21 protein-coding genes are annotated in these 26,166 nt (G+C 71.7%); 11 read left to right on the top strand and 10 right to left on the bottom strand.

The features are described from left to right. Positions 1-22 precede the first annotated feature (22 nt). Positions 23-583 carry a GNAT family N-acetyltransferase gene (locus tag ABT369_RS03215; protein ID WP_350610038.1) on the top strand — a complete coding sequence of 187 codons (561 nt, stop codon included), beginning with the start codon at positions 23-25 and terminating at the stop codon, positions 581-583. Positions 584-586: 3 nt separating this feature from the next. Here ABT369_RS03215 and ABT369_RS03210 read toward each other — a convergent pair whose 3' ends face one another. The 7 genes from ABT369_RS03210 to ABT369_RS03180 form a co-directional block, all read right to left on the bottom strand. Further along, on the bottom strand, positions 587-1,732 hold the full coding sequence (locus ABT369_RS03210) for an RICIN domain-containing protein (protein ID WP_350610037.1): 1,146 nt from the start codon (positions 1,730-1,732) through the stop codon (positions 587-589). 75 nt (positions 1,733-1,807) lie between these two features. Further along, complete coding sequence (locus ABT369_RS03205) at positions 1,808-3,262, bottom strand: 5-methylcytosine restriction system specificity protein McrC (RefSeq protein WP_350610036.1); 1,455 nt, start codon at positions 3,260-3,262, stop codon at positions 1,808-1,810. Further along, positions 3,259-5,232, bottom strand: coding sequence for an McrB family protein (locus tag ABT369_RS03200; RefSeq protein WP_350610035.1), 1,974 nt, complete (start codon positions 5,230-5,232; stop codon positions 3,259-3,261). Before ABT369_RS03200 ends, ABT369_RS03205 begins: the two co-directional genes overlap by 4 nt. A 10-nt stretch (positions 5,233-5,242) precedes the next feature. Then, the gene (locus ABT369_RS03195) at positions 5,243-6,532 is read right to left on the bottom strand and encodes an AAA family ATPase (RefSeq protein ID WP_350610034.1); all 1,290 of its coding nucleotides are present in this window, start codon (positions 6,530-6,532) and stop codon (positions 5,243-5,245) included. Then, complete coding sequence (locus ABT369_RS03190; protein WP_502891689.1) at positions 6,529-7,905, bottom strand: hypothetical protein; 1,377 nt, start codon at positions 7,903-7,905, stop codon at positions 6,529-6,531. Before ABT369_RS03190 ends, ABT369_RS03195 begins: the two co-directional genes overlap by 4 nt. Positions 7,906-7,985: 80 nt before the next feature. After that, positions 7,986-9,104, bottom strand: a complete 1,119-nt coding sequence (locus tag ABT369_RS03185) for a hypothetical protein (protein ID WP_350610032.1) — start codon at positions 9,102-9,104, stop codon at positions 7,986-7,988. Between the two features lie 23 nt (positions 9,105-9,127). Next, entirely contained in the window at positions 9,128-10,057 is a 930-nt protein-coding gene (locus ABT369_RS03180; RefSeq protein WP_350610031.1) for a hypothetical protein, read from the bottom strand. On the opposite strand from ABT369_RS03180, the gene ABT369_RS03175 reads away from it, so the two are divergent. The 9 genes from ABT369_RS03175 (at position 10,047) to ABT369_RS03135 (ending at position 19,513) form a co-directional block, all read left to right on the top strand. After that, positions 10,047-10,358: a LuxR C-terminal-related transcriptional regulator gene (locus ABT369_RS03175; protein WP_350610030.1), complete on the top strand. Its 312-nt coding sequence runs from the start codon at positions 10,047-10,049 to the stop codon at positions 10,356-10,358. The two genes, ABT369_RS03180 and ABT369_RS03175, sit on opposite strands and share 11 nt — an antisense overlap. A gap of 46 nt (positions 10,359-10,404) precedes the next feature. Beyond that, on the top strand, positions 10,405-11,442 hold the full coding sequence (locus ABT369_RS03170) for a DUF559 domain-containing protein (protein WP_350610029.1): 1,038 nt from the start codon (positions 10,405-10,407) through the stop codon (positions 11,440-11,442). Between the two features lie 6 nt (positions 11,443-11,448). Continuing rightward, positions 11,449-12,126 (top strand): hypothetical protein, encoded by a 678-nt coding sequence (locus ABT369_RS03165; protein ID WP_350610028.1) that lies wholly within the window; start codon positions 11,449-11,451, stop codon positions 12,124-12,126. Then, positions 12,123-15,221 (top strand): ATP-binding protein, encoded by a 3,099-nt coding sequence (locus ABT369_RS03160; RefSeq protein ID WP_350610027.1) that lies wholly within the window; start codon positions 12,123-12,125, stop codon positions 15,219-15,221. Before ABT369_RS03165 ends, ABT369_RS03160 begins: the two co-directional genes overlap by 4 nt. Before the next feature lie 94 nt (positions 15,222-15,315). Next, entirely contained in the window at positions 15,316-16,086 is a 771-nt protein-coding gene (locus tag ABT369_RS03155; RefSeq protein WP_350610026.1) for an ABC transporter ATP-binding protein, read from the top strand. Next, positions 16,071-17,816: a hypothetical protein gene (locus ABT369_RS03150; protein WP_350610025.1), complete on the top strand. Its 1,746-nt coding sequence runs from the start codon at positions 16,071-16,073 to the stop codon at positions 17,814-17,816. Before ABT369_RS03155 ends, ABT369_RS03150 begins: the two co-directional genes overlap by 16 nt. 31 nt (positions 17,817-17,847) lie before the next feature. Then, on the top strand, positions 17,848-18,363 hold the full coding sequence (locus tag ABT369_RS03145; protein ID WP_350610024.1) for a DinB family protein: 516 nt from the start codon (positions 17,848-17,850) through the stop codon (positions 18,361-18,363). A 99-nt stretch (positions 18,364-18,462) separates the two neighbouring features. Further along, a complete protein-coding gene (locus ABT369_RS03140) occupies positions 18,463-19,311 on the top strand; it encodes a helix-turn-helix domain-containing protein (protein WP_350610320.1) in 849 nt (282 codons plus the stop codon). A gap of 55 nt (positions 19,312-19,366) precedes the next feature. Next, the gene (locus tag ABT369_RS03135; RefSeq protein WP_350610023.1) at positions 19,367-19,513 is read left to right on the top strand and encodes a hypothetical protein; all 147 of its coding nucleotides are present in this window, start codon (positions 19,367-19,369) and stop codon (positions 19,511-19,513) included. Positions 19,514-19,653: 140 nt separating this feature from the next. Here ABT369_RS03135 and ABT369_RS03130 read toward each other — a convergent pair whose 3' ends face one another. From ABT369_RS03130 to ABT369_RS03120, 3 genes are read right to left on the bottom strand one after another with little or no spacing between them, the layout of a single operon-like run. Further along, positions 19,654-20,706: a hypothetical protein gene (locus tag ABT369_RS03130; protein WP_350610022.1), complete on the bottom strand. Its 1,053-nt coding sequence runs from the start codon at positions 20,704-20,706 to the stop codon at positions 19,654-19,656. 23 nt (positions 20,707-20,729) lie between these two features. Further along, a complete protein-coding gene (locus ABT369_RS03125) occupies positions 20,730-22,820 on the bottom strand; it encodes an ABC transporter permease (protein WP_350610021.1) in 2,091 nt (696 codons plus the stop codon). Further along, entirely contained in the window at positions 22,817-23,470 is a 654-nt protein-coding gene (locus ABT369_RS03120; protein ID WP_350610020.1) for an ABC transporter ATP-binding protein, read from the bottom strand. The genes ABT369_RS03125 and ABT369_RS03120 overlap by 4 nt, the downstream gene beginning before the upstream one ends. 85 nt (positions 23,471-23,555) lie before the next feature. Between ABT369_RS03120 and ABT369_RS03115 the strand changes: the two genes are divergently transcribed. Then, positions 23,556-26,123, top strand: a complete 2,568-nt coding sequence (locus tag ABT369_RS03115; protein WP_350610019.1) for a helix-turn-helix transcriptional regulator — start codon at positions 23,556-23,558, stop codon at positions 26,121-26,123. Positions 26,124-26,166 lie beyond the last annotated feature (43 nt).

The raw sequence follows: 26,166 nt of genomic DNA, 5'->3' as shown, positions 1-26,166 counted from the left end.
CGTTTGAGCGGATCTTCCTGGGATGATCGACGGCATGCGGGTGCACCTGGAGACTGAGCGGTTGAGGCTGCGGCAACTGACCGAGGACGACCTGGACAACCTCGTCGAGCTGGACAGTGATCCGGAGGTCATGCGGTACCTCAACGGCGGCCATCCGACCCCGCGGGACACGATCCGCGGCATGATGCCGTTCATCCTGGCCCACTACGAGCGGGGCGACGACCTCGGCTACTGGGCCGTCGAGGCCGACGGGCGGTTCCTCGGGTGGATCTTCTTCCGGCCGTACCGGCATGACGGGCCGCCCGCCGACGTCGACCGCTCGGGCATCGAGGTGGGGTATCGGCTGCGGCGTGAAGCGTGGGGCGAGGGCTACGCGACCGAGGCGAGCCGTGCCCTGATCGCGCGCGGCTTCGACGTCGTGGGCGTGGACCGGGTCTTCGCCGAGACCATGGCCGTCAACGCCGGCTCGCGCCGGGTGATGGAGAAGTCGGGGCTGCGGCACGTGGCCACGTTCGATCGCGAGGGCGACGATGAGGTGCAGTACGCCCTGACTGCCTCCGAGTGGCGGTCAGGGCGCGATTGATGCCTACTGCTGGAAGCGCCAGGTCTGGTTCGACTGGGCGTTGCCGCAGTCCCAGATGATGAGCTGGGTGCCGTTGGCGGTGCCCCAGCCGTCGGCGTCCAGGCACTTGCCCGAGTTCGGGTTGCGCAGGTTGCCGTTCACGAGCTGCCATTGCTGCGCGGTATTGCCGAGGCACGTCCACAACTGGACGATGGTGCCTGACGCCGTACGACCGCCGGAGACATCCAGGCATTTGTTCGTCTTGGTGTTGACCAGCGCGCTGCCGTTCCAGCGCCAGCGGACCTCCGGGCCACCGTGGCAGTCCCACAGCTGGACCTTCGTGCCGTCGGCGTCGCGGCCCCCGGACACGTCGACGCAGCGGCTCGAGCCCGTGCCGACGATCATCTGACCCGTCGGCAGGTCGTTCACGCCGCGGCGGTTGCCGCGCGTCCAGGCCTTCGCGCCCAGGCCCAGGTTGCCGGGGATGGTGCCGTTCAGATAGTCCTTGTACCAGCCCAGCCAGTACGGCAGGCCATTGCTGTTCTGGTTGTAGCCCTTCGCCTCGCCGTCGTGCACGCCGACCTCGCCGGGCACGTGCGCCTGCTGGAAGTAGTACTGCTCGCCGAGCTGGTGGAGCATCTCGTGCACCCAGCCGGCGAGCGCGTCCTGGTTGTATCCGAGGTCGTCGCGGGCGTTCACGCTCGTCCAGCCGGTGTTGAACGGGCCGGGCGAGCCGCTGGAGAAGTACGCGTGCGGGCGGAAGGCGTTGTAGACGAACACGCCGTCCCACTCCTGCGGGTGCACATACTGGTTGACGTCGTCCGGAACGTTGGACGGTTCCACCATCAGGCCTTGGTACCCGATCGAGGTGAGCGGCCTCGACGACACCACGACCTGCGTGTTCATGTCGACCTGCCCGGCCGTCAGATCCTCGACCATGCGCGGGAACGTGGTGAGGAAAGCGCTGCGGGCGGCGTCGATCTGCCCCTGGTTGAGCGTGGCGGCGAGCCCCGGCACCTGCGAGACGGGCTTGATGATCATCAGAAACTTGAGCGAGACGAGCGGCGCGGCGGCGGCCTGCGCGGCGGGCATGGCGGCGTACGCGCTCCATCCCAGCAGCACGGCGAGCCCTGCCAGGACGGGGTACAGCCGCGATCGTTTGAGACGCATGGCGCCAGAATCACGACGCCACTACGAATCGCATAGAAGTTTCGCAATAGTTTCGTGGACGGCGCGGTACCGGCGTCAGAGCCGCATCGCCGTGACGAACCGGTCCGCGGTCTGGTCGAGGTAGGCATCCCACGCTGCCGGGCTCTGCGCGTCCGTCGGTTGTGGAAACGGGAACCGGACCGTGGCGAGCCGCGCCGGAGCCTGCGGTCCGTCGCGGCCACGGCGCCATTCACGAATCGCGTCCTCGCCGGGGTAGATGAGCAGGGCGCGCTCGACGATGCTGTCGGCGTCCGAGAACAAATGGGTGTACGAGAACATCTGATACTGATCGCCCCGGTCCGGCGGCGATTTCCAGTCGAGGCTCTTGTACTTCGCGTCGGCGATCCAGATCGCGGTGCCGCGCCACGCCACGTTGTCCGGCCGGCTCTGGCTCGGCTTCGGTGGATCCTCGACCCACGGGTCCTCGACGAGGTTGGTCGGCAGCGACCGCTGGGCCAGCACGCGCGTGAAACGGCTGCGCGCCAGCACCTGATGCACGACTTCCTCCCAGAGCTTGTCGGTCGGAATCGAGAGCTCGACGGCGTCGGCGAACGGACGGCCAGACTCCTCGGCGGCGTACGCCCAGTCGGCAAGCACTGCCACCGCAAGCCGGAGTGCATCCGCCCACGGCCGGTCGAGCCGGTTGAGGTGCAGCCGCGGGCCGACTCGCAGTGCGGTCGAGGCCGGCACCGTGGTCACGCCGGCGAACGCGCGCCGCAGTGTTACCGCGTCGTGGCGCAGCTGGCGGTCGCTGAACTTGCCGCGGAAGAGCGGCCGCACGCCGAGGCCGTCGGCGATGCGCTCCAGGGCCGCGCAGATGATGCCGAGCAGCTGCGTCGACTCGGTGAGTTCCTCGTAGCGGCAGACGAGGCGCGGGTCGCCGGTGTTGACGTATCGCACGGCGCTCGCCGCATCGATCCGACCGCGAATCGCTGACCGGGTGACGACGACCGGGCGGTATCCGCGGCGGACGGCGTGTATCCGGGCCAGCACCTCATTCAGGAAGCGACGGCAGAGCAGCGGCCGATGCAGCGGAGACCGGCGCGGCATCGCATGCATCGCCTCCGGAGGAGGCGTGAGCAGTTCGAGCCGATCGAGCAACTGCAGCAGGTCGGCAGTCGCGCCGTGCGGGTTGGTGCTCAGCTCGCGAACCCTCCCGGCCCCAAGGTTTCGCGGTCGTACGTCAGGGGCAAGCAAACTGCTGTCCCAGCGAACGGCACCGTTGTCTGCCTGGCGGGACACCTCGAGGCAGCGCTCTAGCAGATCCTCCATCGAGGACTCCGTGGCGGTCACATGCAGCCGATCGAGTTCGTACAGCATGATCTCGTGATGCCGCCGGTCCGGCCACTGCGGTACCCACACGGTTCGCGGGGTGCCAGGCGGCCGCCACGGCTTGGGCAGCACCGTCAGCACGACTTGGTGATCCGCATTGCCGGCCGCCGTAAATCCGATTCGAGCCCCGCGGGGCGCCGCCGCGAGCGTCAAGCTCATGCGTCTTCGTCCAGGCCGTCTGCGTCGTCGGCCCCCCAGTCCTCGAGGACTTCCTCGCTGTCCACCAGGTCGGTGGAGTTTGGCGCGGCCACCGTAGCGATCTGGCGGTAGGTGGTGATGCGCGCGCCGCGGGCGAGCCCGGTGCCGTCAACGACGATCTGTAATTCCAGGGACTGCTGAAGGAAGCTGTCGAGCCCGGCGAGTGCTGGTGTCGCGGACTTACGGACCTGTTCAAGCTCCGGGTGCTGGGTGAACCAGGCGCTCCGCGTGTTGGTGCCAAGCAGATCATCGGCACCTAGTCCGCGGGCGATGTCAATGAGCTGCGGCAAGATTGCGTACCGCCATTGCAGCTCGAGTAGCCGCATCGCCGACTCCAGCGTGGACGCCTGCGTCAGCGACTCGGCCACGGCGTGCAGGTAGGACTGTCCAAGCATCGCGTCAGGCCCGAGACATGGTCGCAGCGCATGGTCGTTGAGATCGCGCAGCACCTTCGCGGACTGCAAGAACAGGTCCCTGGCCGGAGTTGCTACGGAGGCCGGCAGGGCGTCTGCCTCGGGCATCCTCGGCTCGAGGCGATGGAATGCGAAGCGGCGACGCAGCGCGGCATCCAACGGTGCCACCGAACGATCCGTCGTGTTCATGGTCGCGATCACGTACACGTTGTCCGGCACGAAAAATGTGCGGCTCGAATAGGTCAGTTGAGCCGGTGTCGCCACCTCCCAATGCTCGGCACTGGCCGGGCTGCTGCGCCTAACGTACTTGGCTCGCCGCGACGCCTCGAGGGTGAGCAGAAGATCGCCGAAGACGCTCGGCACGTTGCACCGGTTGAGCTCGTCAAGCAGTACGAGGACATCCTTGTGCGGCTCCGCCGCCGCCGCTGCGCAGACCTTGAGGAAAAACCCGTCGCGGATGCTGAAGCCGCCATCGACTGAAGCGGGGCGATCGAACAGGCCGGCATGCGACCCGGTCGATGTTGAACCGGGCCGAAGGCCTTCGACAAAGTCCTCATACGAGCTGCTCGGATGCAGCACCACCGCGGCGTACGGCCGTCCGTCGAACGGCAGCAGCTCGCGTTTGGTGCGGGACTGCCACATTGCGGCGAGCCGCTGAACGGCGTACGTCTTCCCCGTACCGGGCACGCCCTCGAGCACCACGTTCTTGAACGCCAGGAGTGCCTCGAGCACAGGATCGGCGGGGCCGCCCGGCTGCACTACCGCAGACGGGGCGCTGCTCGCGTGGGGATGGGTGACCGGACTGTCGAACAAATCGGGAATCCGCTCGTTCAGGAACTGCAGCATGGTGCAGACATGCGGGTGTTCAATCGGTACGAGATACCGTTGATGGACGGTCCCGTCCTTTGTGAAAGGCCCGACTCCTTCGTGCCGGTCGGGAACGTCGTCCCGCGGGATCGGCGTTGGAAGCTCGTAGTAGTCAACCGGGCAAAGGTAGCCAAGATCCTGCCACACGTCGGAACTGATATCGGCCGGCTTACGAGCCGCATAAGGGGCCTCGGCGACCGTGCCTATCGCGAAAATCCTACGGTTTGCATAGTGGATTACCCGTTGTCCCACCGTGAGCTTCATGACGTTGGTGTGGAAGACCGACGGCTGCCCGTTCTTCATCGTTTGGGGTGCCCAGACGAAACCGCCGTCGCGCTCCGCCTTGTAGGTCTTGCTCTGATTGACCCACCACAGTCCGTTGAACGGAACAACCTCATACCCGAGGGCCCCAAGGCGAGCGATCGCGCTCGTCGCGTCGAACTCGTTTGGCTTCAGGGGCTTGCCGTCGACGGTGTACTGGTTGGCAACGCCGACGATTGCCTTGGGATCGTAGAAGCGGCCGCGATGACGGAGCAGGTAGGTCGTGGCGACGCCGAATCCGTACTTACTGAGGAAGTCCTGCCGGCCGAGCTCATCAAATTCCTTCAGCGCCGTCTCGACGGCGGACTCTTCGATGTTGGACAGCGCCATGTGGAGGTCCTTACGCCGGTACGCGGTGTTGTTCGAGGTGGGACATCACAGCCTGGTTGGCTTCCCAGCCGTCCGGGAACTTGACGATCTCGTTCAGGTAGACGCGGCCCGTCGACGGGTGGGCGTTCAGCAGTTCCGTGATGCCGGCTCGCGCCACCGCGATGCAGGCGTGCCGATGGCGCGACGTCAGCACGCACAAGCGGCCCGCCTCCAGGTGGAAAGCGGTCGCGTCGCGCCGGCCCGACAGCGGGTGCCACACCACCGTCACGTCGTACTCGCGGCCCTGCAGGCGATTCGCCGTGTCCACGGTGATGCCCGAGTCCGGGGGCAGGAACTGCCGTACCGCCGCCGCCTGGTCGCGATGCGCCGTCCCGATCGCGATTCGGTCCGCCGTCACGGGCGCGCCGGTGCGGGCGCGCTCCGAGACGGCGATGGGGCCGCGGGCCAGCAGGCGCAGGGCGACGTCCGCGCAGGCCCGGGCGATCTCGGCGTCCGTGCGCATGCTGTGCCGCGCCGGCAGTTCGTGCAGGGCCCAGCCCGTCGCCGCGGCCGTCTCGAGCGTTCTGTCCACAGGGGACGCTCCGAAGGCGTGCGTCGAGAACGACAGTGAGCGGTCGGACAGCGACGTGCCCGCGGTGAAGCCCGTGAACGGATAGAAGGCCTCCGACACGACCGGGGCGGCCGTGGCTGGAAGGCGCCAGGAGACCGGCAGGCGGTGGGGCTCGATCTCGGGGTTGTGGCGCAACAGCACCGCCACCGCGCTCAGCTGTGGGTCCCAGGACAGGCCCGCCCAGCGCTCCGTTTCGACCGTCGAGAACGGGTCCAGCTGGCCCGGGTCGCCGACGAACAGGGTGCGGTCGAAGCGGCCCGCGATCTGGAGCAAGGCGTCCGAGCGCATCTGGTACGCCTCGTCGACGATGGCCCACGGCCAGTCGCCCTGGGTCAGGGTCGACCACTTGGCCGCGGTGCCGATGACCACGGCGGAGCCCGCCAGGCCGGCGATCGCGTTGTCCACGGTCACGTTGTTGTGGGTCGCGATGCGCGGAACCGGGACGTAGTTCTGGGCCGACAGGCGGCCGATCGGCAGCGTGGGGGAGGACCGGGCCAGGTTGGCGATCAGGTCGTCGACCTGCTCGTTGGTCTGCGCCACGATGGCCAGCGGCTCGCCGGTCTCGGCGATGTGCCGCGCGGCGCGAACGACCAATGTGGACTTTCCCGCGCCCGGCGGGGAGTCGACCACCACGCCGCGCGCGTGCGAGAACTGGAGGTCCTCCATCACGGCCGGGAAGACGTCGTTCATGACCAGGCCTCCACGGCGTCCTCTTCGGTCGGTTCCGGGGGTGGGGGCGGGCCGCCGTGCGTCCACGGCGTGTCCTCGACGGGCGGGAAGTTGCCGCCGGGCTGGAAGCTCGTCGACACGGTGCCGTACGTGACGTGCTCGCCCACCTCGGGCACGCTGCCCGGTGCCGGCGTGAGCGCCCGGCCCATGCCGCCCGTGAGCTCCAGCACGACATCGGGGCCGTCGATGGCGACGATCCGGCCGGTCTGGGAGCGGCGGGAAGGGCATTGCACATCGGTACCGATGCCAAGACGCAACGGATCCGCCGTGCGCACCGTCACATGTGGGCGGAGCTTGCGGCGCGGGCCCGAGGCGTCGAGGCGATTCGGCTCCGCCGCGACGACCTCGCCCGCGAAAGCCTCGCCGGTCAGGCGGAACTCGGCCATCACCAGCGGGTCGTCCAGCGCCCGCTGCGCGTCGAACAGCGCCTGCGCGCGTTCGAGTCGGTTCAAACGGCGCGCCGCGGCCACGGCGCTGTCGCGGCGCGCCTGGGGCAGGGAGCCGGCGCTGCCCAGGTACTCGACGTGGTTCGTGAACGCGTCGCGGTCTTCGGCCCAGCGCTCCACGACGGTCGCGCCCGGCTGCAGACTGCGCAGTTGTGCAACGCCGCGCCACATCAACTGCCAGGTTGGTTCGAGTTGACTGCGCAAAGCGACACTCAGGCGTTCGAGTGCCATCTTGCGCGCGCTCGAGTCGGCGTCCGTTTTCGCGTACCGCTCGATCGCCGGCATCAGCGTGGCCGAGTCGAACGTCGGGTCGGTCGCCGGGCCCGCCGGCGGCCAGATCTCCGGATCCTCGGCGGCCAGCGCGCCCTCGAAGGGGTCCTCGCCGAACCAGGCCAGCAGGGCCGCGAGGTTGGCGTCCTCCATCGCGCTCTGACCCGTGGCCCAGTGCTGGCTCAGCGCCGAGGTCATCGCGAGCATCAGCGACGAGCCGGGGTGCTCGGCGCGCTCGGCGAAGAACGTCAGCCACCGGCCCAGCAGGGGGACGACGGGCTTGACGGCGTGCTCGCCGTACGTGCGGCGGAGCCTGGTCGAGCGGCCGAAGAGCCGGACGAAATCCACGCCGCCCGGATTCGGTACCAGCAGCTGCGGCGCCTCCGCGAAGCGCCGCCGCCCGCGCACGTCCTCCTGGTGCCGCGCGAATCCGTCCACATAGGACACGATGACGCGCCCGAGCTCGGCCGCGAACTGGAAGCGCTGGTCTCGGTTGCGCGGCTGCGGGACGAGCAGCAGGCGCGGCTCGTCCACAGTGGATCCCACCATCGCGGCCAGCGGCGCGTTCGCCTCGCCGGCCAGGGCGAGCGGGATGAGGACGAGTGGTCGATCGGACACGTGAACGTGTCGCACCGTGGTGATGGGCTGGGCGGCTTGCGCGCGAACGGCCAGCGCTCGTGCAAGTGCGGTCAGCGAGCTCACGCCAGGCACTCCTCGCGCAGGCGGAGGGCGGTGCGCAGTACCGCCGCCGCCTCCTGCTGCTCCGGGGACGGCTCGAGCTCGCCCGCGGCGAGGCGCAGCGCGGTGTCGACGGTCTCCACGCTGCCCAGCTCCTCGCTCACCGACTTGCCGAGCGCGTGCGTGCTGCCGCGGGCCTCGTTGCGGCAGAAGTACGACATCTCGCACGTCGACAGGCACTCGGGGGAGTAACGCGCGGGAATGTGCTCGATCGCGTCGCACAGCTCGCCGATCGCGCGTGTCGGGCGCCCGTCACGGTCGGGAGCGAGATCGAACGTGATGCCATCGTCCACATGGGACAGGCGCTGGTCGATGCGTTCCATGTTGCCCAGCTGTCGCTTCAGCACCGTCAGCTGCCGTCGTACGTCCAGCGGCGTGGCGACCGCGTGGTTGGAGAAGTTCTCGGGGCAGACGAGCACGACTCGATCGGAAACGGCCGCCGGATCGTGTCCGAGTTCTTGCAGGAGGTGTCGCAGCGCCACGACGTACACCGCGGACTGCACCGCCGCCGCGGCCACCTTGCCGCCGTCGGCCTGGCCGTCGATCACGGCGAAGGACTTGATCTCGATGATGTGGAAGACGCCGCGGTACTGAAACGCGATCAGGTCCGGCTCGAGAAACACCTGGCGGCCGCCGACCGGGAGCTTGAGCAGCGGGTGGTCGAACAGGGTGCCGGCCTCGTCCGAGTGCGCGGCGGCGGTGCCGAGGACCTGGCGGGCCAGCTGGTGGCGCACCTCCTGGCTCTCGTTGCCGGCCGCGTCCTCGAGGTCCTGGTATGCGACTTCCTTGATGTCCAGGCGCAGCGTTTCGCGCAGCAGGCGCAGCAGTTCCGCGCAGCCGTTCGCCTTCACCTGCGACACGAACGAGCGGGTGCGCGTGATGGCGAACGGGGACTGGCCGTAGGGCGGAGCGTGTCCGGCCCGCGCGGCGATTGCGCGTTTGTCGACGCCTGCGGCGTCCATGATTGCGCGGCGCGCGCAGCCGGGGTTGGTGGTGAGCGCGGCGATCGTGCGGGCGTTGTGGGCCACGGGCGGTACCGGACCGCGGATCTCGGCGAGCCGGTCTTCGATGCTGTTCACGCTGGCACTTCCTTCGCGGTGGTTCACGTGCCGGTTTCGGGCACCGCCCTCAGGCTGGCGCCGAACAGCTGGCCGGCGTCGTCGAGCTGGGCCCGGGCCCGGGCGGCGGCCGCTTCGCGGTGCGACCGGTCGACCGGTTCGTGCGTCGCCAGCTCGGCCTCGGCGGCGCGGATGACGACCTGCGGTTTCGCCGAGCCGACGCCGTCCGCGGCGCCCGGGATGTTCTCGGCGAACAGCCACAATAGGCGCGCGGCGCCCCGATCGGTATCAGGCAGACGATCGACGTGTTCCGCGATCCTGACCGCGGCTTTGAGGAAGTCGACCCGCGGGCTGAGCGCGCCGATGACGCGCTGCTCGAGCGGCCACGTGGAGATCGCGAGCAGGCCGCGGACCGGGGCGAGGCGGTCGGCGGTGAGGGCGGCGCAGAGATAGTACGGCCGGGAGAACGCGGCCGCCCGGAACGACCGCTCCTCGTCGCGGCGCAGGCTCGTGAGCTTCGCGCTGTTGATGTCCCCGCCGAAGCAGGCGTTGTAGACCTGCGCGATGAGCTTCGGTGCCGCGGGCACGGTGAGCAGGGTGAGCGCCCCGTGCACCTGTTCGCGCAGGGGCAGCAGCGACCCGACCTCGCGCGGCGCGAGCATGTCGGCCGGCTCCGGGGCGAGCGCCTCCTCCCACGCCTCTTCGAGTGCGCGCTGCTGTGCGCGGAGCGCCCGCTCACGCGGCCGGTCACCGGCGACGCGCGCCTGCCTGACCTCGGCTCGGAGCGCCGCGAGCCGCTGCTCGATCTCCTCGGCGTCATCCGGCATGCCATCGACCGTACGCCCTCCAGTAATTTCCAGCAATCCCCACTCGCGCCCAGAAACGGTGTTGCACGCCTCCAGTATCTTCCAGTAAGTTCCAGCAATCGCCAGGCGTCCGGTTTCCGGACCGAGGGGGGTCGAGATGCACGACATCGCCGCACTGGAGGCGGTACTGCGAGGAGCCCTGGCCGGCGTGGCCGGCGATCGCGAGATCGTGATCGTTGCCGTCATGCCGGCCGGACAGCCCGACCAGACCGGCCGGCCGGTGCTGAGCAAGCGGGAGCGCGAGGTGGCCGGGCTCGTGCGCAAGGGCCTGACCAACCAGCAGATCGCTCGCCGGCTCGGCATCACGTCGCACACCGTGAACCATCACCTGCGCCGGATCTTCAAGAAGCTCGACATCGTCTCGCGGGTGCAGCTCGCCGCGCTCGAGGTCCCGGAATGGGTCGGGTGAAGAGATGACTGCGGTCGATCAGGCCCCCCGCGTACGGTCGGAAACTGTGACATCGGGGGTCGGGTGGTGGGCCGAGCCGCCGTCCGGCCAGGTCTGTTTCCTGGCTGACGTCGATCCGTCGTTGCTGAGCGTCGGGCTCGATCCCCTGCCCGCCGACGCTCCGGCGATCGTCCGGTTCTGCCCGCCACCGAGGCTGGGCGTCGGGCAGTACATCGCCACCTTCCTCGACGCGTTGGACCGTGCCGCGGACAGTCTTTTCCCGGCGTGGCTGCCCGGCGCCGAGCGCCTGGACGGTCCGTCGGCGCTCGGCATCGCGGCCGCTCGCGCGATCGCGGCCCGCGTCTCGGCGCAGTCGGATCACTTCGGGCCGTTTCTCATGGCCGCGGCCGAGCGCTCCCTGCGCGGCGGAGGGGCCGGCTCGCCGCATTTCCCGGCCGAGGTCCGCGCCCGTGGGCTCGGGCTCATCCTGGCCGACGCGTATCGGCGATCGTCCGTCGCGATCCTGCTCGACGTGCCGGCCGGGCCGGGCGTGAACGCGCTCGTCGCCGCCGCGGAGTGGCTGGCCGAGCACGGGCGCTTCGGCGTCTGGCTGGCCGGCGGCACGCTCGGCGGCGTGGACCGGATCCGGACGATCCGGATCACCCTGCCGTCCGAGCTGACCCGCCTTCCGCCGGGCGAGGCCGACGGCGAGGAGCCCCGGCCGCCGCTGCTGACATATCCGCCGCTGGCTGGCCGGCCCCGCGCCGACAGCCCGGCCGAGCAGGCGCTGGAGCGGGCACTCGCCCCGCACGACTGGGCCCGCGGGCGCCGCTGGAACGAGGAGCTCTCCTGGCACGTGCTCGGCAAGTCGTACCGCCTGGACCTGTTCTGGCCCGACGACGGACTCGTGGTCGAGGTCGACGGGGATGACCATCGCGGCCGCTGGAAGTACGCCGACGACCGCCTGCGCGACGCCCGGCTCCAGCTGCTCGGGCACGACGTTCTGCGCTTCACCAACGAGCAGGTTCTCGCGGATCCGTCGGCCGCGGCGCTGACGATCCAACGCCTGCTGCTGCTTCGCCGTACCCCTCTCACCCAGAAATGAGGCCCCATGCCCGCCGACGACGTCCCGAGCCTCACCCCGAACCAGATCCTCGCGCTGGTCGTCCTCATGTCGGAGGCCCGCGAGCTGAACAACAACGAGCTCAAGGAGCTGGCCGGCTTCTCCCTGACCGGAACCGACAACACCAAGCTGGAGTCGAAGCTCGGCCTGGTGGCGACGGACCGCAGTCACCGTCCGTTCTCGCACTCGCTCACCGACCGCGGCTGGCGAGTCGTGCGCGAGCTGCACACGATGGAGCCGCCGAAGGCGAGCAAGAGCGCCACCCGCACCCTCATCACCCTGCTCGGCAACATCCGCCGCGGGCTGGAGCAGTTGCAGACCAGCCACAGCGTGAAGATCACTGAAGGGGAGTTCTTCCGCCCTCTTGCGCACGCAAGCGAGGGCGACGTCGAGCCGCTCGATGCCGATGTCGAAGCCCGTGTGCGCACGGCCTATGCCCAGCTTGCGGGGCGGCCGGGGGAGTGGGTCGGGCTGGCCGACCTGCGCGACCAGCTCACCGAGCTGAGCCGGGACGCTGTCGACGAGGCGCTGCGGTCGCTCCTGCGCCAGGACGGTGTCCGCATCATCCCCGTCGCCAACACGAAGGCGCTCGAGCCACGTGACCGCGCCGCCGCCCTGAGTATCGGCGGTGAGGACAGCCACGCCCTGTCGATCGGCCGGCCGTGATCAGCCCGGCCGCGCGGGCGGCGCTCGAGGCACTGCACTTCAACCCCGCCCCGACGCCGGACGACATCTGGCACTCGTCGCCGTACGACGTGCCGGAGCTGCACGAGAAGTCGGTTCGCGAGATCCTCAGCGGCGTCCAGCGAGCCCGGCGCAGCGACACCACGACCCCGCTCGCCGTGGCGCTGCAGGGGCGCGCCGGCTCGGGCAAGACGCACCTGCTCGGCGCCGTGCGGGAGACGATCCAGCGGGCCGACGGCGGCGGGTACTTCTTCCTGGTCAACATGATCAGCGGCCGGAACTTCTGGGAGAGCACCGTCCAGGGCATCATCAGTGGGCTCAGCCGGGATGCCTTCGGATGGGGCACGCAGCTCAAGACGTTCCTGCGCCGGCTGACCCCGCAGCTCGGCCTCACGCCGGAGGTCCGGGACGCGATCGCGGGGCAGACGCCCGTGACCCGCCCGCAGCTGGACGCCTTCATCGCCGGCCTCCGGCGGTTCGACGCCGTCACCGGGCGCGAGTGTCAGGACACCGCCCGGGCGCTCGTGCTGTTCAACTCGCCCGACTTCGAGCACCAGGACATCGGTCAGGCCCACCTCATCTCGGAGCCCCCGGAGCCGTCGGATCGCACCGACTGGGGATTCACGACCGCCACGCGGAAGCCGGCCGAGGTGGTGGCCGACATCTCCCGGCTCATCGCGCTGACGCTGAGCCCGAGCGTGATTGCGATCGACCAGCTCGACACCTTGTTCGCGCAGACCAGCAACACCTTCTTCAAGCGCGATCAGGGACTGGACGAGGAGCTGCACGCCGTGGTCGGTCCGATCGCGGACGGGCTCCTGACGTTGCGCGACATCACCCAGCGCACCCTCGTGGTGATGTCGTGCCTGCCCGACACCTGGGCGCTGTTCGAGCGCAGCACGGCCGGCCCGGTGACCCAGCGCTTCCGGGCGACGGTCCTGCACGACCGCATCGACAGCGCCGAGATCGCCCGGGCCATCGTCGAGAAGCGGCTGACGAAGACGTACGCCGAGTACCACGTGCCGAGCCCATATCCCACGTGGCCCATCCGGCCCGAGGCCTTCGACGACGCGCGCGACTACACCCCGCGGGCGCTCCTGCGCCGGGTCGAGGAGCACCTGCACCGCTGCCTGGTCGAGGACGAGATCGTCGAGCTGAGCCGCTTCGACGAAGACCTGCCGCCGCTGCCGCCGCCGGTCACCGGCGACCTGGCGCCGCTCGATGCGATGTTCCGGGAGCTGGTCGCCTCCGCGGACGTCCATGCGGCGCTCGACTATCTCACCGAGGACATCGAGATGCCGCAGCTGCTCGCGGCCGGGATCAACGCGTGGATCGGCGAGCAGGCGCCGACCGGCGCGGTGTTCAAGCAGGATCCGCAGCCGGGGGCCAAGCCCGCGCTGCACGGGCGGCTCATCCAGGTGCTCGACGAGACGATCGAGAACGAGGCGCACTGGGCCATCCGGGCCATCGCGCATCCCAACGCCCGCGCGGTGACCACGCGCATCAAGAACGCGTGCGTCATGTCCGGGCTCGATCTCGCCGTGCCGCAGCGGCGGCTCGTGCTGCTGCGGCGGGGCGAGTGGCCGACCGGTGCGCGGACCAAGGAGACGATCGACAAGTTCATCGCGGCCGGGGGCATCTGGCACCGTATCGACGACGCCGATCTCAAGGTGTTCGACGCGCTGCGGCGCATGCAGGCCGTTCCGAATGCGCTGTTCGGCGAGTGGCTGGTCTCCCGGCGCCCCGCGAGCAGGACGGAGCTCTTCGCCGCGCTGTTCGGTGAGCACCAGCCCGCGTCTGCGCCTTCGTCCCCCGCGGTACCGCAGCAGCAGCAGGAGCCGCCGCCGGACGGCCGGACGATTCGGCTCGGCAAGGTGATCGAGGACGAGGCGCCGTTCGTCGTCGACCTGGAGTCGCTGCGCCGGCACACCGTCGTGTTCGCGGGTTCCGGCTCCGGCAAGACCGTGCTCATCCGGCGGCTCGTGGAAGAGTGCGCACGGCAGGGTGTGTCCTCGATCGTGCTCGACCCCAACAACGATCTGGCCCGGCTGGGGGACCCGTGGCCCGAGCCGCCCGCCGGCTGGGGGCCTGGCGATGAGGAGCGAGCACAAGACTACCTCGAGCACACCGACGTCACGGTGTGGACGCCCGCCGTCAGCGGGGGCCGGCCCTTGAGTTTCCAGCCGTTGCCGGACTTCACGCCGGTGCGGGACTCGCCGGACGAGTTCAACCAGGCGGTCCGCGCGGCGGTGGAGGCGCTCGCGCCGCGGGCCGGCGTCGGGGGCACCACGAAAGCCGCTCAGCAGGGCAAGGCGGTGCTCAATGAGGCGCTGCGGGCGTACGCGCGCGGCAACAAGGTCGGCCTCGAGGGCTTCACGGACTTCCTGGCGGATCTGCCGGACGACGTGAGCCGGATGGCCAGGGCCGGCAAGCTCGCCAATGACCTCGCCGAAACGCTCAAGGCGGCGATGGTCAACGATCCGCTGTTCGGCGGGCGGGGCGCGTCGGCGGATCCGGCGGTACTGCTGACCCCTCCCGAAGGCAAGCGCGCTCGCGTGTCCGTGATCAGCTTCATCGGGCTGATGTCCGACGAGGAGAAGCAGGGCTTCGTCAACCAGCTGCAGATGGCGCTGTTCACCTGGCTCAAGCGCAATCCGGCCGGAGATCGGCCGCTTGGCGGGCTGTTCATCATGGACGAGGCGCAGACGCTGGCGCCGGCTACGGGCACGACCGCTTCGACCGCGAGCACGATCACGCTCGCGTCGCAGGCGCGCAAGTACGGGCTCGGGCTCGTCTTTGCCACCCAGGCGCCCAAGGGGCTGCACAACCAGATCTCGGGCAACGCCACCACGCAGTTCTTCGGGCTGCTCAATGCCCCGGCGCAGATCGACGCCGCCAAGGAGCTGGCGCAGGCCAAGGGCGGGAAGCTGCCGGACATCGGGTTGCTCGGCAGCGGGCAGTTCTATGCGGCGGGGGAGGGCTTCTCGTTCGTGAAGGTCCGGACGCCGCTGTGCCTGACGCACCACCCGAAGGCGCCGCTGTCTCCCGAGGAGGTCATCGAGCGCGCTCGCCGCTGACCGGGGGCGGCCCGCGAGGGGTGCAGATAACTCCACCCCTACTCGGGGAACCAGCCTCAATCCGGTCGTCACATAGATCTCTTACCGTGAATGCATGTCACAGGAAACGGGGCCGGCGCTCGAGATCGCCGGGCTGACCAAGCGCTTCGGGGACAAGGTCGCCGTCGACGCGATCGACCTCGCCGTGCCCAAGGGCTCGTTCTTCGGGCTCGTCGGGCAGAACGGGGCCGGCAAGACGACGACCCTCTCGATGGCGGTCGGGCTGCTGCGCCCCGACGGCGGGTCCGCGCGCATCTTCGGCCGGGACGTCTGGGCGGAGCCGGCCAAGGCCAAGGCGCTCGTCGGCGTGCTGCCCGACGGGCTCGCGATGCCCGAGCGGCTGACCGGGCGCGAGGTCCTGACGTATCTCGGCCTGCTGCGCGGGATGCCGCGCGACGTCGTCGACCAGCGGGCGGAGGAGCTGCTGGCGGTGCTCGAACTGGACAGTGCCGAACGCACGCTCGTGATCGAGTACAGCACGGGCATGCGCAAGAAGATCGGGCTCGCCACGGCGTTGTTGCACGCGCCGCGGCTGCTGATGCTCGACGAGCCGTTCGAGGCCGTCGATCCGGTGTCGGCCGCGACCATCAAGACCATCCTGCGCGGGTTCGTCGCCGCGGGCGGGTCCATTGTGCTCTCCAGTCACGTGATGGCGCTGGTCGAGCAGCTGTGCGACCACGTCGGCGTGGTCGATGACGGCAAGGTCGTCGCGGCCGGCCCGCTCGACGCGGTGCGCGGCGCGCGGACGCTGGAGGAGACGTTCGTCGGGCTGGTCGGCGGGGAGCGGGCCGGGATGGGCAAGGAGCTGTCGTGGCTGTCGAACTGACCATGGCGCAGATGAAGCTCGCGGTCATGCGCCACGCGTACCGCGGCCAGCGCGCCCAGACCGCCGGCACCGGCGCGACCATCGGGGTCGTGCTCGCGGCCGGGACCGCGTACCTCGGCTACCTCAGCCCCGACTACCTCGCCGCCGGGCTCGCCGTGTGGCTGCTCGGCTGGATGCTCGGCCCGGTGTTCATGGGCGGGGGCGACGAGACGCTGCGCCCCGAGTACTTCGCGATGCTCGGCATCTCGCCCCGGCGCCTCGCGGCCGGCCTGCTCACCGCGTCCTTCGTCGGCGTCGCGCCGCTGGTGTCGCTGGCCGCGCTCGCGGGGCTGATCGTCGCCGGGACGCGCGTGGGGGTGGTCAACACGCTGGTGGCGGTACCGGCGATGCTGCTGCAACTCGCGGTCTTCGTGCTGCTGTCGAAGATCTCGGTGGCCGTGGTCGGCGTCGCCCTGCGCAGCCGGATCGGCGCGATCGCCGCGGGCGTGATCAACGGCGTCATCCTCAGCTCGCTCGGCCAGATCTGGGTGTTCATGATCGCGTTCGGCGTGTCGGGCACGCCGGCGGTGGTGTGGTACCTCCCCTCGGCCTGGGGCCTGCTCGCCGTCCGGGGCCAGTGGTGGGCCCTGGCCGCGCTGGCCGCCCTGGTACTGCTCCTGCTCGGCCTGTGGGCGGCGCTGCTCGGCCGCCGGGCCGGTCGCCCCCGGGTCTCCGGTCGCGGCCGGCGCCCGATCGCCGCGTCCACCGCGGCCGGGGCCGTGGTCGCCAAGGAGCTGCGCACCTGGTCGCGCGATCTGGTCCGCAACCACCAGCTGGCCTTCTCGCTCGCCTACGGCCTGTGGTTCGCCGCGAGCCCGCTCGTCATCGGCTGGAACGGGATGCTGCCGTACGCCGGCCCGATCTTCATCGTCATGGCGGCCGGGATGGCCTCGAACCTGTACGGCACCGACGGCACCGCGCTGTGGCTCACGATGATGAGCCCGGGCGCGACCGACGTCCGCGGCCGCCAGCTCGCCTGGGTCGCCACCCAGGGCGCCATCGCGATCGTGCTGACCGTCGTGTGCACCGCGATCGTCGGCGGTCCCTGGCCGCTGGTCCTCGCCCTGCTGCCGGCCCTGCTCGGCGGCGCGGCCGGCCTCGTGCCGCTGGTCTCGGTCTACGCGCTCGTCCCGGCCACGGACCCGCACCGCCGCTCGGGCAACCCGCTGCGCACCAGCGAGGACGAGGGCGGGCTGACCGGCCTGGCGTACCTCATGCTGGCCCTCGTCCTCGTGACCGGCGTGCCCGCGGGCCTCGCCGCCCACTGGCTCGGCTGGGTGGGCGTGCCGATCGGCCTGGCCACGGGCGCCCTGTGCTACTGGCTCTTCGGGCGCCTGGCCGAGGACCGGCTGCGCACCCACGGCCCCGAGCTGCTGGACATCATGCGGACCGGCCGCAAGCCCGTGACGGCCACGTCGATGCGCCGCTTCGAGGAGCTGTCGGCGGTGCAGAAGAACGTCGCCGGCGTGGGCTTCGGCCTCGGCGCCATTCCGCTCTTCCCGCAGGGCATCGTGGCGCTGGGCTTCGTGCTCGCGGGGCGGACGGACATGTCGTGGTTCCTGGCCACCTACCTGCCCGGCCCGTGGAACTCCGTCGTGGCGATCGCGTTCATCCTGCTGGGAATCGGACTTTACGGATCCGCCCTGTGGGTCCTGCGGAAGCGGCCAGAACCTGACCGCATCTCTGCGTAACGTCATCCCCGTCGAGTTCTACGAACAAGGGATGACCACGATGACTCTCACCGCCGAGCGCTCCGACCTGCTGGAGTCCCTGGGTGTGGCCCGTTTCTTCCTCCGCAACACCGCCCGCGGCCTGACCGACGAGCAGGCGCGGCTGCGCCCGACGGCGAGCGAGCTGACCCTCGGCGGCCTGATCAAGCACGTGAGCGACATCGAGCACGGCTGGGCCCGCTTCGTCACCGAGGGCCCGGCGGCCGTGGCCCCGCCCGGGAGCGAGGACGGCTACGCGGAGTGGGCCAACGGCTTCAAGATGCTCGAGGGCGAGACGCTTTCGGGGCTGCTGCAGCGGTACGAGGAGATCGCCGCCCAGACCGACGACCTCGTGCGCACGTGTGACCTCGACGCGTCGCACGAGCTCCCGCCGGCGCCCTGGTTCACGCCGGGCGCCCGTCGCTCGGCCCGCCGTGCGTTCACGCACATCATCGCCGAGACGGCCCAGCACGCCGGCCATGCCGACATCATCCGCGAGTCCATCGACGGCCAGAAGTCCATGGGCTGACCCGCGGCCACCCCGCCGCCCGAGGGCATCTGCACGTGCATGCACGCGTGCAGATGCCCTTGCGTTTTCGTTCCACCGCTCGGCACCATACAGTCCGTGATGACTCAGATCACGGCCCGTCCGCAGGCCGTCTGGGAGATGATCGGCCGCCAGCTGCGGGACTTCCGCATCGCCCGCGGCATCAGCAGCGACGACGCCGGCGAGCACCTCGGCGCCGACCGTTCGAAGATCAGCCGGCTCGAATGCGGGCGCGTGAAGGTCAAGGAAGACGATCTGGAGCGGCTGCTCGACCTGTACCGGATCACGGACGCGGACGAGCGGCAGGCAATCGTGGACCTCACGCGCCGGGCGAGCGATCGCCAGTGGTGGTACCGGCACCGCGACGTGCTCGCCGACTGGTTCTGCTCCTACCTGCTGCTCGAATCCGCCGCCGCCTTCATCCGCACCTACGAGGTGCAGTTCGTGCCCGGGTTGCTGCAGACCCGGGCGTACGCCGAGGCCGTCATGCGCACCCGGTACACCGACGAGGCCGAGGTCCAGCGCCGGGTCGAGGTGCGCATGGAGCGCCGGCGCATCCTGCACGAGCAGGGCTCGACCCGCGTCTGGGCGGTCGTCGAGGAGGCGGCGCTGCGCAAGCGGATCGGCGGCCCGGACGTCATGCGGGAGCAGATCGAGTCGCTCGTGCGGGACAGCGCGCGCCCGTACATCCGCATCCAGGTGCTCCCCGACAGCGCCGCCGGTCGGGCGGGCACCGGCACCTCGTTCTCGATCCTGCGGCTGCGCAACGCGAAGCTGCTCGACGTCGTCTACCTGGAGCAGCTCGAAAGCGCGCAGTTCTTCACCGACGCTTGGCAGTCCGACCCGTACTTCGAGGCATGGTCCCGCCTCATCGTCGCGGCCCGGAAACCGGACGAGACCCGGGCCCGGATCATGGATAAGGTTGCATAAGGTGATGATAGAATTACTGACCGGCTCCCCGATCGGCTCCGTTGAGGAGGGCGTCATGAGCGACGATGTGACGCGGCGCGAAGAGTCCGCCGGCAAATCGCCGGAGCGTGAAGACGACGCCGTCAAGCGGCTCGAACGGGACGCCGAGGTGCCCGTCCGGCGGCACCGGCGGCGCGAGCACCCGGCCGCCGACGAGCGCTGAGTGCCGCCGCCGAGGTCGAGACCGTGGCCGCGATGCCCGTGCCATGTCGTGCGCCGCCGCCGGAGGTGGGAGTCCGGCGGGTGAGCGCTGAGCGACGGCCGGCCCACTGGCGGGGGCCGGCCGCCGCGAACGGTGGGTGCTCAGAACTGCGAGTTCACGCTGATCAGGAAGCCGGTGTTGACCGGCGCGCCGGCGTTGGTGAAGCAGTTCACGTCGCGGACCACGGTGTCCGGCGGGAAGTGGAACCACGCCGTGTTCAGGCCGCAGAAGTCCGACGTCGGGCCGGCCGCCGTCACCTGCACGGTGTCCGGCGTGATGGCCAGCTGCGGGAACTTCAGCAGGGACAGGCCCAGACCTGCGGAACCGATGGTGTTCGCGCCCGCGCCCAGCACCGAGTTGAAGTTCGTCGCGGCGGGGCCGAGCGGCGGCGCGTTCCACAGGTAGCCGAAGTACTTCGGCGGGATCTTCGCGCCGTAGAGGGAGGTCTGCCACTGGTACGTCAGGGTGAACCGCGTGTTGACGGGCGCCCCGGACGCGTCGAAGCAGCCGACGAGGACGGTCTGCCCCGCCGCGCCTGAGCTCCACTTGAAGACCTTGCACCGGGCCGCGGTCGCCGAGACGGCCGTCGCCTGCAGGCTGCCGTCGACCGGGCCCGGAGTCGCGAGGCCCGGGAACTTCACGAGCCACTGGCCGGGCACGCCCGGGGTGACGGTGTTGAGCGCGCCCGCGGAGTTGAACGAGCTCACCAGGGCGCCGGTCGGCTGGGCGTCCACGTAGCCGAAGTGGCCCGAGATCGCGGCGGACGGCGGCGAGCTGCTCTCGAAGAACGCGGTGAACGGCGTGAAGTCGGGCGTGCCGCCGGCCTTGTAGCAGTCGACGTACACGATCTCGTCCACGCCGGACGGGCCCCACGTGTTCGCCTGGCACCAGTGCGGGATGTCGTTGATCGCCGTCGCGTGTACCACGCCCCGCGCGGCGGCCGCGCCCGGGAACAGGATGCGGTAGCGCCCGGGCGGGCCGGTCACGACGGTCGTCGCGGAGGGGGTCGTGCCGGTGGCGACGGTGGCGGAGCCGTTCCACAGCACGAAGGCGAAGCGGTCGGGCATGGCCGCACTGGCGGGTGCGCTCCAGGCCAGGGCGCCGGCGGAGAGCGCCATCAGGAGTGTGGCCCCACGGGCCAGCAGTCTCATCATGGCAGAGATAGAAACATGTAGATCTATCTCTTAGTGTCGGCTAGGCTACACAGTGCAGCCAAGGTGATCGTGCCGGCCGTGATCGCACCGAGCTCCGCCCACGGGACTGCGATCGGCAGGGGGCCCGTCACCCGCAGCAGCGTGAGCCACAGCCCACCCACCGCGACCAGCGCACACAGCGCGGCGAGGGCGACCCCGACGGCCACCGCCACGAGCACCTCCAGCAGCGCGATGCGCCGGACCTGCGAGCGCAGGGCGCCGAGCAGTCGCAGGGCGCGGCGCTCCCCGGCACGGTCGGGAGCGGCCATGAGCAGCGTGTTCACGAGGCTCAGCGCGGTGTAGCCGAGCACGATCCCGAGCACGATGAACAGTCCGGTGCGGCTGGCGTTGGACGGCGGTGGCGGTACGGATATATCCGAAATAGCATTTCCCGCACCCACCAGCGCATCGGACGGACTGCCGACCGGCAGCTCCCCGATCACGCGCAGCGCGGCCGGCGTCCCGTCGGCGAGCCACACGTGCGCGGTCGAGCCGACCGGCAGTTGCAGGTCGCGGGTGACCATGATGGCGTCGTCGGGCACCCACGCGACCGCCGCCGCCTGACGCCGGATGAGCGCCGTGCCGCCCTCCAGGGTGTACACCGTGGTCGGCACGGCGGGCCGGGCGACCTGACGGTCGAGTGCGGACTTCGCGGTGTCGGTCAGCGCCGACGCGGTGAGCAGGGCGGCCGCCAGCCCGACGGTCACGAGCACCGGCGCCGCGATCGCCGCCGTGCGCCGGGCCGACGCCCGCGCCGAGGCCGACGCGACGAGCCCGGACGCGCCGGGCAGCCGGTCCAGGGGCGCCGTCAGCACCCGGGCCGCCGGCCGGACCAGCGCGGGCGCAAGGAGCCCGGCCGCGGCGACGAGGAGCATGACGACCGGCATGAAGGTCTTGCGGTTGGTGGCCGAACCCGGGTCCCCGATCGCCGTGACCGCCATGGTGACCAGCGCCGTGCCCAGCACCCCGAGCCCGAGCACCCACCGGGTGACCGGCATGACCCGCGGCTCGACCACCGACTCGCGCAGCGCCTCGCCCGGACGCACCCGGCCGGCCCGCCAGGCCGCCGTGAGCGCGCCGAGGAATGCGACCGCCACGCCGGTACCGAATGCGGTCCACAATGGCCAGTGGGCGGAGCTCGTGGCCGAGATCCAGCCCGGGACCAGGTGCGGCTGGACCTTTCCGGCCAGGAACGGGCCCGCGGCGACCCCTGTGGCCGAGGCGGCGACGGCGACGAGCAGCGATTCGGCGTACACCATCCGCCTGATCTGGCCCGGTGTCGCCCCCGTGGCCCGCAGGAGGGCGAACTCGGGCCGGCGCTGGGCCACGGCGAAGGCGAAGGTGGACGCGACGACGAAGACGGCCACGAACGCGGCGAACCCGAGCGCGATGCCCACGATGGTGGCGGCGTTGTTGCGGGCGCGGGCGTCGGGCTCACGGTTGGCGTCGAGGCGGGCGCGCTGGTCGCCGGTGAGCACGAGTGCGCGGTCGCCGACGACGGCCCGCACCTCCTCGGCCGGCCGCGTCAGGGCGAGCGCGTCGACGCGGGGTGAGAGGGCCGCGGCGCGGGCGTCGGTGAAGAAGACGGCCGGCTGCGGTCCACGGCTGACGATGCCGACGATGGTGTACTGCCCGAGCAGCCGATCGCCGAGCGTGCCGTCCTCGACCGCGATCTCGTCGTCCGTGGCCGGCGGCCGTCCACTGTGGAGTGTCTGCCCGGCCAGCGCGAGCGCCGACCACGGCCGCCCGATCGTGTCTGCGGTGGAATCCACCCGGAACACCCGGTCCACGACCGCGTCCGGCAGCGCGGCGACCACGTCCGCCGGCACGCCCCGCGGCACGGCCAGCGGCGCGCTCGCCCCGCCCCGCGGCGTCGCCACGGTGAGCGTCCGGTCGGCCGCGACGACGACGGGCACCGCGGAGTACCGCTGCGGAGGCCTCCCCGGCGCGGTGACCGTCGCGTCCAGGACCAGCCCGAGCGCGGCCATCAGGGCCGAGCCGAGCGCGAGCGCGACGAAGGTGCCCGCGAACGACAGCCGGCGCAGCCGGATCGTCTCCGCGGCGATGCGGATCACGCCGCTACCCGCCCGTCGCGCATGGTGACGATGCGGTCCGCGTACGACGCGGCACCCGGATCGTGGGTCACCATCACGATCGTCTGCCCGTGCTCGTCGACCAGCCCGCGCAGCAGCCGCAGCACATCCTGCCCGCTCGCGGAGTCCAGCGCCCCGGTCGGCTCGTCCGCGAACAGCACCGCGGGTCTCGCGACGAGAGCCCGGGCGATCGCGACCCGCTGCTGCTGCCCGCCGGAGAGCTCGTGGGGCCGGTGCCCGCCGCGCTCGCCGAGCCCGACCTCCGCCAGGCTCCGCTGGATCCCGTCGGGGTCGGCGCGCCGGCCGGCCAGGCGCAGGGGCAGGCCGACGTTCTGCCGCGCCGTGAGCGCCGGGAGCAGGTTGAACCCCTGGAACACGAACCCGATCCGCCGCCTCCGCAGCAGGGTCAGCCGCCGCTCGCTGAGCCCCGTGAGGTCCTGCCCGTCGAGCACCACCCGCCCGCTCGTCGGCCGGTCCAGGCCGGCCGCGCACTGCAGCAGCGTCGACTTCCCCGAGCCCGACGGCCCCATGATCGCGGTGAACGCGCCCCGTTCGAGGTCCACCGAGACGTCGTCCAGCGCCGTGACCCCGTTGTCGTACCGTCTGCAAACCGCTTCCAACCGCACTCCCATGCCCGAAAAGGTAGGAACGGCCGGGTCCGAGCCGGTACCGGACACATGACCAGTCGTGCCCCTAGTGGCGGTAGGGTCGGTGGTCATGCTTTGGGGGCGGGAGGCCGATCAGGCGCTGGTCGCCGGGCTGCTCGCCCGGGCCCGCGCCGGGCACAGCGCCGTTCTGGTCCTGCGCGGCGACCCCGGCATCGGCAAGACCGCGCTCCTGCGCCAGGCCGCGGCGGCGGCGACGGGCATGACGGTCCTGCGCTGCACGGGGGTTCAGACCGAGGCGGAGGTACCGTTCGCCGCCCTCCACCAGCTCCTCAGGCCCGTCCTGCCCGAGGCCGACCCGCCGCCGGCGCTGCGGGCGGCCCTCGGCCTCGGCCCGTCCACCGGCGGCGACCAGCTCCTGATCGGCGTCGCGCTGCTGACCGTCCTGGCCAACCTGGCCGAGCGGCGCCCCGTCGCCTGCCTCGTCGACGACGCACACTGGCTCGACCACGCCTCCGCGCAGGCCCTGCGCTTCGCCGCGCGCCGCCTGGAGGCCGAGTCGGTGGCCCTGCTTGTCGCCACGCGCGACGTCTTCGCGTCCGACCTGCCCACGCACGTCCTGCCGCCGCTGGGCGCGGACGCGGCTGAGCACCTGGTCGCGGCCCTCCCCGCGACCGTGCGCGCCCGGGTCCTCGCCGAGGCCGCCGGCAACCCCCTCGCCCTGCTCGAGCTGCCCCACTCGGCCGCCGCGGCCGCAGGCGTGAGCCCGCCGGACGACGACCGTCGCCCGCTGCCGTTGCCCGACCGCATCCAGCAGGCCTTCGCCGCCCGGCTCGACGCGCTGCCGCCCGACGCCCTGCTCCTGGCCGCCGCCGACGACGAGGCCGACCTCGCCACCCTCCTGCGCGCGGGTGCGCACGTGGACGCGCTCGCGCAGGCCGAGCGCGCCCGCCTGATCGAGGTCGCCGACGGCCGGGTCGTCTTCACGCACCCGCTCCTGCGCGCCGCCGCCTACCGGCACCCGACCTTCGACCGCCGCCTGGCCGCGCACCGCGCTCTCGCCGCCGCCGTCGGCGACCCGGACCGCCGCGCCTGGCACCTGGCCGCCGCCGCGGCCGGCGCCGACGAGGAGGCCGCGACGGCGCTGGAGCAGGCGGCCGAGCGGGCCCGCGGCCGTAACGGCTTCGCGGCCACCGCCGCCGCCCTCCAGCGCGCCGCCGACCTGAGCGTGGACCCCGCCCGGCGCGCCGCGCGCCTGGAGGCCGCCGCCGAGGCCGCGGACACCGCCGGGCAGCCGGACCGGGCCCGGGCGCTGCTGGACCGCCTCCCGCCCGGCGCGGCGGTCGCGCTGCGCGCGAAGCTCGCCTTCGACGAGGGCGACGCGGCCGCCGCGCACGACCTGCTGCTCGCCGGCGGCACCGGCCCGATGCTGTTCACCGCCGCCCGCAACGCCTGGCAGCTGGGCGACCGGGCGCGGCTGGCCGAGGTGTCACGACTCCTGCACGCGCGCGGCGCCCCCGCGGCCGCCGGCCTCGACGCCGCCCTGGCCATCGTCGAGGGCACCACGCCCCCACGCGCGGGCCTGGACGCGATGGCCGAGCTGGTGGCCGCCGGTCTGGACGCGGCCCGGGCGACGCCCGAGGGCAGCACGACCCGGCAGGCCGACCCCGACGCAGTGGCCGAGCTGCGCGCGGCCGGACAGGAGCTCGACGCGGCCTTCGTTGCCGGGCTGCTCGGCGACTTCGCGACGACCCGCACGATCGCCACGGCGGTGGTGGCCCGGGCCAGGGCCGACGGCGCGCCCGGCCGCCTGCCGCGGGCCCTGGCCACGCTGGCCGCGGCCGAGCTGCACCTGGGTCTGTTCCGCGACGCGGCCGTCGCCGCCTTCGAGGCCCGGCCGCTGGGCGGGCCGGTCGAGGGCATGCTGGCCTGGCTGGCCGCCGTGCGGGGGGAGGACTCGGCCGAGGCGGCCGGGACGGTGCCGGCCCCGGGGTTCGCCGGTCTGGGCCGGGGCCGGGCGGCCGAGCCGGCGTGGACGGAGTGGGCCCTCGCGCTTGCCGATCTGGGCCGGGGCCGGGCCGCCGAGGCCTCCGATCGCCTGGAGGAGTGCCGCTCGGTCTTCGCCACCCCCGACCGCGTCGAGGCGGCCGTGCGGGCGGGTCGGCGGGAGCGGGCCGAGGCGGCCTGCGCGCGGCTCGAGGCGTGGGCCGCCACCGGCACGTCGCCGTGGGCGGATGCGGCCCTGACCCGGTGCCGGGCGCTGCTGACGGACTCGCTGGACGTGCCCGGCGGTTTCCCGTGGGAGGCCGCCCGCACCCGGTTGGCGATCGGCGAGCGCCTGCGTCGCGAGCGCCGCAAGACCGAGGCCCGCACGCACCTGCGGGCGGCCGCCGAGCTCTTCGACCGCCTGGGCGCCGCCCCGTGGTCGGCGCGGGCGCGCTTCGAGCTGCGCGCGGCGGGGGAGCGGGTGTCCGGCCCCGCCCCGGCCGACGACGCGCTGGCCGCGCTGTCGCCGCAGGAGCTGCAGATCGTACGGCTGGTCGCGGCGGGCCGGACGAACCGCGAGATCGCCACGATGCTGTTCATCAGCCCGAAGACGGTCGCCTACCACCTGTACCGCGCGTTCCCGAAGCTCGGTGTCACCAGCCGCACACAGCTGGCCCGCCTGGACCTCACCTAGAGGAGTTCGTTCTACGGCTGTTGACCGGCGCCTCCGTGCGTTC

Source organism: Dactylosporangium sp. NPDC000244, assembly GCF_040300725.1.
Lineage (GTDB): Bacteria > Actinomycetota > Actinomycetes > Mycobacteriales > Micromonosporaceae > Dactylosporangium.
Note: the sequence above shows the minus strand (reverse complement) of the source record. Positions and strands in the feature narration are given on the sequence as shown.